Source organism: Sulfurimonas sp., from assembly GCF_027056685.1.
Taxonomy (GTDB): domain Bacteria; phylum Campylobacterota; class Campylobacteria; order Campylobacterales; family Sulfurimonadaceae; genus Sulfurimonas.
Genome location: NZ_JALUKE010000087.1, coordinates 1 through 12,952, shown reverse-complemented (window position 1 = coordinate 12,952; position 12,952 = coordinate 1). Strand labels below are relative to the sequence as shown.

Annotated in this window: 8 protein-coding genes and 1 tRNA gene; 6 read left to right on the top strand and 3 right to left on the bottom strand. The window is 33.6% G+C overall.

Translation table 11 applies throughout. The features are described 5' to 3' along the window. Window positions 1–88: 88 nt before the first annotated feature. Window positions 89–172: transfer RNA gene (locus MVY38_RS03865), tRNA-Leu, on the bottom strand. 134 nt (window positions 173–306) lie between these two features. On the opposite strand from MVY38_RS03865, the gene MVY38_RS03860 reads away from it, so the two are divergent. The 4 genes from MVY38_RS03860 to acnB all read left to right on the top strand — a co-directional run bounded on the left by MVY38_RS03860 (window position 307) and on the right by acnB (window position 7,740). Beyond that, window positions 307–2,379, top strand: coding sequence for a flagellar biosynthesis protein FlgL (locus MVY38_RS03860; protein ID WP_297483763.1), 2,073 nt, complete (start codon window positions 307–309; stop codon window positions 2,377–2,379). Window positions 2,380–2,460: 81 nt separating this feature from the next. After that, on the top strand, window positions 2,461–4,671 hold the full coding sequence (locus MVY38_RS03855; protein WP_297483761.1) for a DNA translocase FtsK: 2,211 nt from the start codon (window positions 2,461–2,463) through the stop codon (window positions 4,669–4,671). After that, window positions 4,671–5,066, top strand: a complete 396-nt coding sequence (locus MVY38_RS03850) for a DUF3820 family protein (RefSeq protein WP_297483758.1) — start codon at window positions 4,671–4,673, stop codon at window positions 5,064–5,066. Before MVY38_RS03855 ends, MVY38_RS03850 begins: the two co-directional genes overlap by 1 nt. A gap of 127 nt (window positions 5,067–5,193) precedes the next feature. Further along, entirely contained in the window at window positions 5,194–7,740 is a 2,547-nt protein-coding gene (gene acnB / locus MVY38_RS03845) for a bifunctional aconitate hydratase 2/2-methylisocitrate dehydratase (RefSeq protein WP_297483756.1), read from the top strand. 40 nt (window positions 7,741–7,780) lie between these two features. Here acnB and lolA read toward each other — a convergent pair whose 3' ends face one another. Continuing rightward, a complete protein-coding gene (gene lolA / locus MVY38_RS03840) occupies window positions 7,781–8,296 on the bottom strand; it encodes a LolA-like outer membrane lipoprotein chaperone (protein WP_297483754.1) in 516 nt (171 codons plus the stop codon). A gap of 139 nt (window positions 8,297–8,435) precedes the next feature. On the opposite strand from lolA, the gene secA reads away from it, so the two are divergent. Both secA and MVY38_RS03830 read left to right on the top strand, forming a co-directional pair. Further along, window positions 8,436–11,030, top strand: coding sequence for a preprotein translocase subunit SecA (secA, locus tag MVY38_RS03835; RefSeq protein ID WP_297483752.1), 2,595 nt, complete (start codon window positions 8,436–8,438; stop codon window positions 11,028–11,030). After that, window positions 11,027–12,229: an ABC transporter permease gene (locus MVY38_RS03830; protein ID WP_297483750.1), complete on the top strand. Its 1,203-nt coding sequence runs from the start codon at window positions 11,027–11,029 to the stop codon at window positions 12,227–12,229. The genes secA and MVY38_RS03830 overlap by 4 nt, the downstream gene beginning before the upstream one ends. A gap of 20 nt (window positions 12,230–12,249) precedes the next feature. Here MVY38_RS03830 and MVY38_RS03825 read toward each other — a convergent pair. After that, a partial coding sequence (locus MVY38_RS03825) for an AsmA-like C-terminal domain-containing protein (RefSeq protein WP_297483749.1) occupies window positions 12,250–12,952 on the bottom strand: 703 nt, incomplete at its 5' end.

The window sequence follows — 12,952 nt, the reverse complement described above, 5'->3', positions numbered from 1 at the left end:
ATAAAAAGGAAGAGATAAATAGTAGCAGAAGAATTGTTTTTATATGCATGACAATCTCTCAATTTGAGGATTTGTGTTTGTTAAAAGATGGTACCAGAGAGGGGATTTGAACCCCTAAGCCGTGAGGCGGCGGATTTTGAATCCGCTATGTATACCGTTCCATCACTCTGGCATTTTATCTTTGAGGTGAAATAATAGTGATTTTTTACTTAAAAGTAAATAACTTTATGCCGATTTGGCTTGTAAGTGGAACTTTTATTGCTATAATTTAGCTAAAAGAGTAAATATATTATATGGAGGTATATCATGCGTGTAACATCAAGTATGTATTACCACAGTTTATACGGTACAAATAATTCAAAAATTAATAATGAACTTTTCGATGTTAATAAACAAATAGCGTCCGGATTAAAAATTCAATATGCAAAAGATGATGTTAGTACTTTTACGCAGACGATGCGTCTTGATAATGAAGTGACGACACTAGGACAAGTGAAAAAGAGCGCAGAGAGTGGTTATAAAGTTGCAAATCAATCTGATGTTGTACTCAATGAATTTGAAACCTCTATGAATAGGATGAGAACACTCTTACTCCAAGCTGCCAATGGAGCTAGTAATGATATTTCTCAGGATGCTATTGCTCAAGAGTTGAAAGGAATAAAAAAGAACCTTAAATCTTTAGCTAATACATCTATTAACGGGCAGTATCTTTTTTCAGGCTCTTCTGTAAATGTTAAGCCTATTGATGACAATGGTATATATCATGGTAATGACAAATCAATGAATGCTTTTTTAGGTTCAAACAATCAAGAGCAATACAACTTAACGGGCTCAGAACTTTTTTTAGGAGAAGATCATAATACTAAAAGAGAAATTACTTCTAATATTGTTAATAATAATTTGATTGACGGTGGGGTAATTACGACAGATAATAGTATTCGAGATTTTATGGGTGATATTGATAATGATAAAAATACGGTAAACAAAAATTATTTTTATATACGGGGTACAAAAAGTGATGGAACTTCTTTTAAAAAGAAATTAGAACTTAATGATACTGCTAAAGTAAGTGATTTGTTAGCTGATATAGGTAAAGAATATGGAAATAGTGGAAATTTAGATTTAGTGAATGTAACATTGAATTCTAATGGAGAAATAGTTGTACAAGATAAACAACATGGTTCAAGTAAACTTGATTTTCATATGGTGGGGGCTGTTGATTTTGATGGTACAGGTAAAGCAAATGTTGATGATGTTGATGCTTTAAATAGTGGTGAAAGTGATTATAATAAGGTAAAAGATGATAATGATGGAGATATAAATCATCTTTTTGTACATGAATTTATAACATCAGGATTAAAGCCAGCAGCAGGAGCAGCAGATAAAATTGAAGGTATCGTGTATGATAGGACACAGTTTTCTAAAAATGGCTCAAAACTTTCTTCTAATGTAACTCAGGTTTTAAAAGCAGATAATGCCTTTGCATCTCCATCAACAAAAATTTCAGAAGTTGCTGATTTATCAAAAGGAAATGCGGGAACACTAGATGGAACTGTTTTAAATTTGAGTGGAAAAGATATATCTGGAAACGATTATAGTTATGAAATACATTTAGAGAAAAATGATTCTGCTGATTCTACTAAAAATGGGTCTTACTTTACTCCAGACGGAGGAACTACAAAATATCATATATATGATATGGATCCAAATGGAAGAAAAGCAGTAGATGCTGATGAAATGACTTATCAACAGTTAATGGATACAGTGAATATGGCAGTAACTAATAATTTACCAACATCTGATACTGCTGATGAATATGATACAGCTATACAAAAATCAGATGTAGATGGAAAGACAGAGTTAAGTTATGATGGAAAAATCACTTTTTCGGACCAAACATCTAGTATTACAAAAGCAAGTATAGCTTTATATGATAAAAATAGTGATAATTTTACTAAAGATGCATCAGTTATGACATTTAATTCTAATAATGCACTTACAATCTCTGATCCAAAAACAGACTTTTTTAAAACAATAGATGAAATGATTGCTTCTGTATCAGACCATACAAATTATCCAGATGCAAAAAATGCTAACCATCGTACAATTGGAATAGAAAATGCAATCAAGAAAATGGATGATTTGCAGTCCCATGTTTCGCGCATGCATTCTAAAGTCGGTGCACAATCAAACACGCTAAATACATCCTTAGAGAGAACACAACTTCTAGAAGTAAGTACGATGACACTTCGTTCATCAGTTATTGATACCGATGTTGCAGAAGCTTCTTTAAAACTGCAACAATTGACTTTAAATTATCAGGCAATGCTCTCTACAGTGGGAAAAGTTTCAAAACTTAGCTTGGTAAATTATCTTTAAATTAATAGCTATACTTTTTTAGCTATACTTCATTTAGACTTCTTCTAAGAAGTCTATAATTCATTTGAAAGGTTCTCTACTTTGAAAGATACGCTCTACATTATATTTTTTGGTTTACTTATTTACTTCGGATTTTCTACAATTTTTGGTGATAGCGGCTTAATGGGTTCTTATGGTGCAACTTTCGCACTTTATAATAAACTCTATTTTGGTTATGTTGCTTACGCCTGGCTTTTTATGCTTCTTTTACCTTTATACTTTTCGTATAAAAATGCTCGTTTTGACTTTAGAGTTGCAGAACTGATTGTCGCATCTTTTTTACTGTTGTACTCATTTCTACTTGCACAGTCTCTTCTGGTACATGGAGCTTTTCGAGGGAAGTTTGGGGCTGATTTTGTTGATTTTTTATCTCCTTATATCGGTGTTTTTGGTTTATGGGTTTTTTGGTTTATTATTACTGCAGTTTCTATCATAATTTTAGCAGATAAAAACTCATCTCAAATCCTCTCCCTTGTACTCTCTTTAGTAAAAAATAAAACTCCGAAAATAGATTTTTCATCTGAAAAAGAAGAGACTCCTAAAAAAGAGATAAAAAAGAAAAAAAGAGAAGCAGTAAAACAAGAGGAACCCATTGAAATAGAAAATAAAACACAAAATAAAGAAGAAGAAAATCTTCAAAATATAACGCCAATAATGGATACTGAAATTGTTTTGGAAGAGGAGATAGATAAACCTGCATATCTCCGCCATGAGGAAAACAAAGAAGAAAAAAAGAAAAATATTCTTGATATTGCAACAGAAGTTAAAGAGAAAAAAGCGACTGTTATTGTCGATGAACTTGAAGAAAATACAAAGCTTTTGGCAAATATTGAAAAAGGTAAGGTAGCAAAACCTAAAAACTTTAAACTCCCTTCTATTGATTTTTTACAAAAACCAAAAGTGAGTAAGCATACGATTGATGAGAGTGAACTTGATGATAAAATCCGCTACCTTATAGATAAGCTTGCGCACTTTAAAATAGATGGAGATGTTGTACGAACTTATGCTGGACCTGTTGTCTCTACATTTGAGTTTAAGCCTGCTGCAAATGTAAAGGTGAGTAAAATCCTAAATCTACAAGATGATTTAGCAATGGCACTCTCTGCCGAGACCATTCGTATTCAAGCACCAATTCCCGGTAAAAATGTTGTAGGAATTGAGATACCAAATGAGACAGTAGATACTATTTATTTAAGAGAACTGCTTGATGACAAACTCTTTAAAGACTCCTCTTCACCACTTACTATTGCACTTGGAAAAGATATTGTTGGAAAACCTTTTGTAACGGACCTGAAAAAGCTTCCTCATCTGCTTATAGCTGGAACAACAGGAAGTGGTAAAAGTGTGGGTATAAACGCAATGATACTCTCACTTCTTTATAAAAACTCTCCTGATCAGCTGCGTTTACTTATGATAGATCCTAAGATGCTTGAGTTTTCTATTTACAATGACATTCCACATTTGCTTACTCCTGTTATTACAAAGCCAAAGCAGGCAATTGCAGCTCTTAATAATATGGTTGCTGAGATGGAGCGTCGCTATGAGTTGATGGCAGAAAGTCGTACAAAAAACATTGAAAACTATAATGAAAAAATCAAAAAAATAGGTGGTGAGCATTTTCCTTACATCGTTGTTATTATAGATGAACTTGCCGACTTAATGATGACAAGTGGTAAGGATGTAGAGATTTCAATTGCGCGTCTTGCTCAAAAATCTCGTGCATGTGGTATTCACCTCATTGTTGCTACACAGCGCCCATCTGTGGATGTTGTAACGGGTCTCATTAAAGCAAATCTTCCATCAAGAATATCTTATAGAGTAGGGCAAAAGATTGATTCTAAAATTATTTTAGATCAGATGGGCGCAGAGTCGCTTTTGGGGCGTGGAGATATGCTTTTTACTCCTCCAGGTGCAACTGGTCTTGTGCGTCTGCACGCTCCATGGGCAACTGAAGAAGAGATAGAAAACATTGTAGAATTTATTAAGTCTCAAAGAGAGGCAAACTACGATAAAAGCTTTTTAGTTGAAGAGAGTGAGGGTGGTGCTTCATCATCAAATGAATCATACGAAGAGCTAGATCCACTGTATGAAGAGGCAAAAAGTGTTGTGCTTACAGACAAAAAAACTTCTATCTCTTACTTACAAAGAAAATTGCAGATAGGATACAACCGTTCTGCAAGAGTTGTTGAACAGTTAGAACAAGAGGGTGTACTCTCTGCTCCAAATGCAAAAGGTATAAGAGAGATACTTTAGTGAAAAAAATTGAGCTTATATTTACAGAGCATCTAAACTCTTTTAGTGTCTTTGTAAAAAACTTAGAGCAACTGAGTGTTGTGCAAATTCAAGAACTGCAAAAATTTGTTCTTGTACGACATGGATATTTTGATTTTAATAGTTTTTCGTTTTCTATTCAAAAAAGAATTACAATGACAGAGTTTAAAAAATTAATATTTTCTTTAAATATAGACGCTATTGTTACACAAAAAGAGGTACTTCAAACAACCTCTTCTAAACAAGTTAACTTTGGAAAATACAAGGGTATGCTTTACAGCGAAGTACCTGATTCTTATCTGTTATGGCTTAAGAAAAACTACAATGGCGAAGATAGAGCAATAATTGTTTCCGAACTGAAAAAGAGAAAACTTTAAAGGTGTTACATTTTCTCACATATTCTAAGTAAAATAAAATTATACTGTTCCATAGTGTAACACTGTTGTATAAGTCACAATTCTTTAAGATATAATACTCAATATTAAACTTAACATAGGAATTATTATGGGATTTATTGAAGAGTATAAAGCAGATGTAGCGCAAAGAGAAGCTTTAGGTGTTCCACCTTTACCGCTTACTGCTGCACAAACTGTAGATGTAATTGAGGCAATCAAAGTAGGTGAAAACACAGCAGAAATGCTTGAACTTTTACGCAACCGTGTCTCTCCTGGTGTTGATGATGCCGCGTATGTAAAAGCAGCATTTTTAAATGAAGTTGCATCTGAGGAGCATCATGTAGCATCTATTGCACCAGAAGAAGCAGTTCAAATGCTGGGAATGATGCTTGGTGGTTACAATGTAAAACCATTAGTAAACTGTTTATCTTCAAAAAATATAAAAGTTGTTGAAGCAGCAGTTGATGCGCTTTCACATACTCTTCTTGTTTATGATGCATTTAATGATGTTGAAGAGTTACATAAACAAGGTCTAAACGCAGCAAGTCAAGTTTTGGCATCTTGGGCGGAAGCTGAATGGTTCACTTCAAAGCCTGCATTAGCTGAGAAAATTACTGTAGCAGTATTTAAAGTTGCTGGCGAAACAAATACAGATGATTTGTCTCCTGCATCAGAAGCTTTTACTCGTTCAGATATTCCTTTACATGCAAACTCTATGCTGGCAGCTAAAATGGAAGATCCAATAGGCACTATAAATAAATTAAAAGAGCTTGGATATCCAGTTGCTTATGTTGGTGATGTTGTTGGAACTGGTTCATCAAGAAAATCAGGTATTAACTCTGTGCAGTGGCATATGGGTGAAGACATTCCAGGTGTTCCAAACAAGCGTACTGGCGGTGTTATTCTAGGTGGGACTATTGCTCCTATATTTTTTGCAACTGCTGAAGATTCAGGTGCACTTCCTTTAGAACTTGATGTAACACAAATGGAAACCGGTGATGTAATTGACATCTTCCCATATAAAGGTGAAGCACATAAAAATGGTGAGTGTATTGCAACTTTTACTCTTCGTCCAAATACAATTACTGATGAAGTTCGTGCTGGTGGGCGTATTCCTTTAATTATTGGTCGTGGTCTTACTTCAAAAGCTCGTGGTGTTTTAGGATTTGATGCTACTGATATTTTCCTTACAGCTGAGCAACCTGCCGATAATGGTAAAGGTTACACTCTTGCGCAAAAAATGGTAGGGAAAGCTTCTGGTTTAGAAGGTGTTCGCCCAGGTATGTATGTAGAACCTGAGATGAGTACTGTTGGTTCTCAAGATACAACGGGTCCTATGACAAGAGATGAAATTAAAGAGCTTGCAGCGCTTGGATTTAATGCTGATTTAGTAATGCAGTCATTTTGTCATACAGCAGCATATCCAAAACCATCAGATGTAACAATGCACCATACTCTTCCAGATTTTATAGCAAATCGTTCAGGTGTTGCTCTTCGTCCTGGTGATGGTGTTATACATTCATGGTTAAATAGAATGGTTCTTCCAGATACTGTTGGTACTGGTGCAGATAGTCACACTCGTTTTCCTATTGGTATCTCTTTTCCTGGTGGATCTGGAATCGTTGCGTTTGCAGCAGTTACGGGTTCTATGCCACTTACAATGCCAGAATCTGTTCTTGTAAAATTTAAAGGTGAAATGCAAGCGGGTATTACACTTCGTGATCTTGTAAATGCTATTCCTCATCAAGCAATAAAAGAGGGACTTTTAACTGTTGAGAAAAAAGGTAAGAAAAATATTTTTGCTGGTCGTATTTTAGAGATTCAAGGGCTTCCTGATTTAAAAGCTGAGCAGGCATTTGAACTTTCAGATGCTTCTGCTGAGCGTTCGGCTGCAGCATGTACAGTACAACTTAACAAAGAACCTGTAATTGAATATTTAAAATCAAATGTTGTACTTTTAGAGCAGATGATTGATGCTGGTTATGAAGACCATAGAACGCTTCGTCGTCGTATTGCTAAAATGGAAGAGTGGTTAGCAAACCCAACATTAATGACTGCAGATGAAAATGCTGAATATGCAGCGGTTATTGAGATTGACTTAAATGAGATTACAGAACCAATTTTAGCGTGTCCTAATGATCCAGATGATGTTGCAACCCTTTCAGAAGTTTTAGCGTCTAATAGACCGACAAAGATTGATGAAGTATTTGTTGGTTCTTGTATGACAAACATTGGTCATTATCGTGCACTTGGTGAAGTTCTAAAAGGTGAGGGTGCTGTACCAACACGCCTATGGGTATGTCCTCCAACAAAAATGGATGCAAAACAGCTAACAGATGAGGGATACTACTCTCTATTTGGTGCAGCTGGCGCTAGAACTGAGATTCCTGGATGTTCTTTATGTATGGGTAATCAAGCGCGTGTTGCTGACAATGCTATTGTGTTTTCAACATCAACTCGTAACTTTGACAATCGTTTAGGTAAAGGTGCTCAAGTGTACTTAGGTTCAGCAGAACTTGCAGCGGTATGTTCTCTTCTTGGTAGAATTCCAACAAAAGAAGAGTATATTGCGTTGACTCAAAAAATTCAAGGTAAAGAAGATGATATATATAAATATCTTAACTTTAACCTTATTCAAGATTATAAACTTAACTAGTTTGTAATCTTAACGAGAAACAGATTTTTCTGTTTCTCATCTACTCTTTTATCAAATCGTAATCTTCTGGGATTTGTGGTATAAAGCTTTTTTCTTCTATTTTCTTATCTGTTCTTGTATTTGTAAAGTTTATAGTAATTTTATTATCAAGCTCATCCTTGTATGATATAGAGACTAAAATACCATTACTTATTGTGATTAAATAATTTTTTCCTTTAAAATTTGTAAGATAATGTGTATCGTCCATCTTTTTTGCATTTTTTATTAAAGAAAAAAAATCAAAATTATCGCCTATCCTTTTAATAATAGCCTGTTCTAATTCTGGTTCTACTATAACAATTTTATGAGGAAGTATATAAACCTCTTTATCTACTGGTGATTTGTATTGCCATAGAGCATATTGTGGTTTTGCTGCTTTAATATGCCCTTTATATGTAATGGTTTTATTATGGTCATCTACTATATTCTGAGTAAAATTAGCTTCAAAATATTGAATGTTTTTAATGCTTGCTTGAGCTGTAACTGCAACAAGTGCTAAAAATAGTAACTTCTTCATCTTTTTTCTTTCCTCTGGATTTGTAAGAAATTATAGCAAATTATCTATTTATACTTTTTATTATGTTTAATGTGATAAAATAAAGCAATTTAAATAACTACTATATAGTAAATTATATAGTATGACAATAAGGTTGCAAATGCTACAAGCATTCATGGGTAAGGTATTTGGTACTGCAAATGACCGAGAATTAAAAAAATATGTAAAAAAAGTTAATAGGATAAATGCGCTAGAAGAGAAATATAAAGCGCTTAGTGATGAAGAGCTTCAAGCTGCGTTTGAAGCTTTAAAGGAGAGTGTGTTAAATGAAGAAAAAACACTTGATGATGTACTCTTTGATTCTTTTGCAATAACAAGGGAATCATCACATCGTGTATTGGGTATGCGTCATTTTGATGTACAGCTTATAGGTGGTATGGTTCTTCACGAAGGGCGTATAGCTGAGATGAAAACAGGTGAGGGTAAAACACTTGTAGCAACTTTGGCTATTACATTAAATGCAATGACAAACAAAGGTGTTCATTTAGTTACGGTAAATGATTATCTTGCTTCGCGTGATGCAAATGAGATGGCGCCACTCTATAATTTTCTAGGCTATAGTGTTGGAACAATTTTAGAAGATATGAATGACCCTGCTCAAAAAAGAGAGGCTTACGAAGCTGATATTACTTATGGTACAAATAATGAGTTTGGATTTGATTTTTTAAGAGACAATATGAGTTATTCTCGTGATCAAATGGTACAACGCGGACATAATTTCGTAATTGTTGATGAAGTCGATTCCATTTTAATTGATGAAGCAAGAACGCCGCTTATTATTTCTGGTCCAACAAATCAAAATATGCAAGATTATATCCGTGCAAATTCTATTGCTGTACAACTTGAAAAAGAGACACATTTTACAGTAGATGAAAAAGATAAAATAATTCTAATAACAGAAGATGGGATTACAAAAGCTGAAGAACTTTTCGGTGTTGAAAATTTATACTCTCCTGAAAATGCATCACTTCCACATATGCTAGATCAAGCCCTTAAAGCAAATCACCTTTTTGAAAAAGATGTAGATTATGTTGTAAATGATGGTGAAGTTGTTATTGTTGATGAATTTACAGGTCGTTTAAGCGAAGGACGAAGATTTTCAGAAGGATTGCATCAAGCACTTGAAGCAAAAGAGGCAGTTGAAATAAAAGAAGAGACACAAACACTTGCAGACATTACATTTCAAAACTACTTTAGAATGTATGAAAAGTTAGCAGGTATGACTGGTACTGCAGAGACTGAAGCGACGGAATTTGCAGAGATTTATTCACTTGATGTTGTCTCCATTCCTACAAATATTCCAATTTTAAGAGCAGATTTGAATGATCTTATTTATAAAACAGAAGAAGAAAAATTCGGTGCAGCGATTGAGACAATAAAGAAACTTGCTAAAACTGGACAACCAGTACTTATTGGTACGGCTTCAATTGAGAAATCTGAACTTTTACATGAGCTTTTAAAAGAGAAAAAAATTGCACATACTGTACTTAATGCAAAGAATCATGCTCAAGAAGGTGAAATTATTAAGCATGCGGGTGCTAAAGGTGCAGTAACCATTGCAACAAATATGGCAGGGCGTGGTGTGGATATTAAGGTAGATCAAGAAGTAAAAGATTTGGGTGGTCTCTATATTATTGGTACAGAAAGACATGAAAATAGACGAATTGACAATCAACTCCGTGGACGTTCAGGTCGTCAAGGTGATCCTGGTACTACACAGTTTTATCTCTCTTTAGAAGATAACCTCTTAAGAATTTTCGGTTCTGATAAGATTAAATCTATTATGGAAAGACTTGGTGTTGAAGATGGTGAATATATAGAGTCTAAAATGGTGACCCGTGCAGTAGAAAAAGCACAGAAAAAAGTTGAAAATATGCACTATGAAGGTCGTAAGCAGATTGTTGAGTATGATGATGTTGCAAATGAGCAGAGAAAAATTGTATATAAATTTAGAAATCAACTCTTAAGTGAAGAGTACGATATTGCATCGAAAGTAAATGAAATTAGAGAAGAGTGGTTAATAAATCTATTTTCTCTTGCAGATATATATGAAGGTTCAGATGCAGAAGATTTTAATCTTGAAAAACTTGCTGAATTACTCAAAGAACAAACAAATTTCGATTTAGATCTTGATGTTTTAAAAGATTTAGAATATGAAGAGTTATTTACAAAAGTTTTAGAAATTTTAAAAACATCTTATGATGAAAAAATGAGTGTTATAGATGACGAAACACGACAAGCAATAGAAAAAGAGTTCTATCTTAAAGAGCTTGATAATTCATGGAGAGAGCATCTATATGCAATGGATAATATGAAAACAGGTATTCGTTTGCGTGCATATAACCAAAAAGATCCTTTAGTAGAGTATAAAAAAGAGAGTTTTAATCTTTTTGGCGAACTTATTAACGATATTAAGTTTAATACTATTAGAACGCTTCATATTATTCAATTTCAAGTTGAAACAGCAGAAGAAGAAGCGGCAAAACTTGCCCAACAACTAGAAGAAGAAAAACGTGCTCAAGAGGCGTTAATGCACTTTAACCTTCGTGATGATGTAGATATTGATGCTGAAGATGATTTACCAGTAATAGAGAAAAAAATAGCAAGAAATGAGCCTTGTCCTTGCGGCAGTGGAAAAAAATATAAGCAATGTTGTGGTAAGAGTGGTCCAAAAAAAGGTGCATTTGCCTCTTGAAGCACTCAGTAGTAATTTATCTTGTAAAAAGATTTTTACGCTTTGATAAAGAACAGCCTTTTATCTTTATCTCTGCGCTCCTCGCATTTTTAGGGATTACTTTAGGTGTTATGGTACTTCTTATTGCCATGGCACTTATGAATGGTTTTGATAAAGAGTTTAAACATAAACTTACTATTATGAACTATCCCTTGACTATACTTCCTAAATTTTATGGTTCAGTAAATGAAAACCTCCTTATAGATTTAGAATCAAAATTTCCACATCTAAAATTTAGTCCTTATGTTCAATCGTCTGTTATGGCAAGGAGTGGAAGAAAGTTAGAGGGTGGGTACCTCTTTGGTGTAAATTTTGATGATGAAAAGAGTGTTAATTCTGTCCTAAAAAAGGCTATTAATGGGCATCATTTTAAGAAATTTGATGTGCTTATTGGACATAGCCTAAAAGAAGAGTTTGACCTCAATACCAACGATAAACTTATGTATATTTTTACAAATGTAGAACCGGGAGGGCTCTCCATAACTCCTAAAATAAAAAGATTTCGGGTACGCTCTGTATTTGATTCTGGTTTGTCTGCTTATGATAAGGCTTACTCTTACACTACATTAGCATCTTTGCAACTTATTTTAAATATGCCACGAAATGAGTATGATGGAATCCATATATATTCACAAAATCCACATGAAGATATAAAAAGAATTCAAAAAGCGCTCCCAATTACTACTACAGTAAAAGGTTGGTGGGAAGATAATCTTAATTTTTTTGCTGCTCTTGAGATGGAAAAAACTTCTCTTTTCATTGTTTTGATGCTTATTATTCTTATTGCAGCCATAAATATAATCTCATCTTTACTTATGACCGTAATGAATAGGCGTGGCGAAATTGCATTACTTCTATCTCTTGGGGCAACAACAAGTGAGGTAAAAAAGGTGTTTTTATATCTTGGTGTTGTTATTGGTATTGGAGGAATAATTGCAGGAACTGTTTTAGGCTTAAGTGGTATTTGGATTTTAAGTAATTTCGATATAGTCTCTTTACCAAAGGATGTCTATCCTACATCAACTTTACCTTTAGATTTAAGCCTTTCGGATTTTTTCATGATTATTATTGGAGCTTTTGTAATTGTAGTTGCTTCTTCTTATTATCCTGCTAAAAAAGCGAGTGAGGTAGATATACTTACTGTTCTTAGAAATGAATAGGTATTATGCTGCTAAGCCGCTTAATGGCTAATAGCATTTACATTATTTACTGCCTTTTTAATTAGTTTGTAGGGCAGAGTAAGTGTTCGTTTTATAATATTTAAAGGTGCTACAGCTATATCTTTTACAAGTTGCGTTTGTATTTTTGGTTTATTGAACTTTCCTGTTACTTTTAATGTAGTGGAGAGGCTTTTACCATCAAATATAAGATATCCTACTAATGGAATCTTTGAAACATCACTTGCAAGGTCTGTTTTTAAATTTAACAATAAATTGATTTTATTTTGTTCTATATTTGCAGTTCCTTTTCCTACAATTTTTAACTCTTTTGAATTGAGATAAAAGTCAGAAATGTTCATCAATCCATTTTTAGATGAAAAATTAAGATAAGCATTTTTTACATATAGTCCATCTTTATTGTAGTTTGGTAAAGAAAAGGTTACTAAAGAAGGAATTGTATTGACAAAAGCAAGAATATTATTTAAGAGTTTATAATCAACTATTGTTGTCTTGTTTATAAAGAAAACGCCTGAGTAATTATTAAAAGTTCCCTGCATAGAAAAATCCAATCTCCCTCCCTTAAATTTTGAGAATGCTGAGAACTGTTCCATAAATCTGTCATTAAAATTTTTTCCATAGAGATAAAATTTACTGTTAGCAAATCTAAAACCAGCTTGCCCTTCTTTATATGTTAATTGTGCAGTAATGATATTGTTAATATAT

What these genes read in the sequence shown, in the direction of transcription:
- MVY38_RS03860 (WP_297483763.1), top strand. Translation starts at nt 307, where the DNA reads ATGCGTGTAACATCAAGTATGTATTACCACAGTTTATACGGTACAAAT.
- acnB (WP_297483756.1), top strand. Translation starts at nt 5,194, where the DNA reads ATGGGATTTATTGAAGAGTATAAAGCAGATGTAGCGCAAAGAGAAGCT.
- secA (WP_297483752.1), top strand. Translation starts at nt 8,436, where the DNA reads ATGCTACAAGCATTCATGGGTAAGGTATTTGGTACTGCAAATGACCGA.
- lolA (WP_297483754.1), bottom strand. Translation starts at nt 8,296, where the DNA reads ATGAAGAAGTTACTATTTTTAGCACTTGTTGCAGTTACAGCTCAAGCA.